1 protein-coding gene is annotated in these 670 nt (G+C 46.4%); it reads right to left on the reverse strand.

Annotated elements, in window-relative coordinates:
* Positions 1-198 precede the first annotated feature (198 nt).
* Complete coding sequence (locus tag HMPREF3140_RS10825) at positions 199-666, reverse strand: non-heme ferritin-like protein (RefSeq protein ID WP_070552984.1); 468 nt, start codon at positions 664-666, stop codon at positions 199-201.
* Positions 667-670: the final 4 nt, after the last annotated feature.

Raw genomic sequence — 670 nt, forward strand, 5'->3', positions numbered from 1 at the left:
AAGAAATGACCTGCTTATTCGCACCTTCCTTAATATAAAGACACAAGCAGAGACATTTTTGGCACGATATAAAAACGCTAAGTTAAAAAATCACTATGACGTGTTGGGTATCAAATGTTCACTGGCATAAACCTCTGTTTCTGATGTAAAACAGATTTTCTGAGGAGGCGTAAAACCTCCTCGTACTGCGAAATTGATTTAGTGATAGCGATCGATCACGCCAACCAGATAGTGGTCGGTTTGCTGCATGTTGATGCCCGCTTTTTTAGCGCTGCGGACTTCATCCAGAATGATTTGCAACAGCGTCCCGTCCACGATTTCCTCTTTTCTGTATCGCTTCAGGAAGTTAATCGCTGACTTATCGTTTGCTGCCTGGGCGTCTTCCGTCAAAGAGGTCAGCGCATTAATGCGCTTCTGGTAATCGCTTACCGTCTGCTCAAACAGATCTTCCAGCGTGGAAAATTCACCGCACCGGGCGTGTTGCTCCTGTAACACCGGCGTGGCGCCGCTCTGTTTGATGTATTCGTACATGCGCATCATTTGCGTCACCGTATTTTGCGCCTGATGACGCAAAAATAGTGCGGTGCCATTAAGGCTATTCTCGCTGCACCTCTGGCTGAGCTGAAGATACAAATTTGGGCACTGTTGCAAATAGTCGGTGGTGATAAAC

The sequence above is a fragment of the Klebsiella sp. HMSC16A12 genome, assembly GCF_001808265.1.
Taxonomy (GTDB): Bacteria; Pseudomonadota; Gammaproteobacteria; order Enterobacterales; family Enterobacteriaceae; genus Klebsiella; species Klebsiella pneumoniae.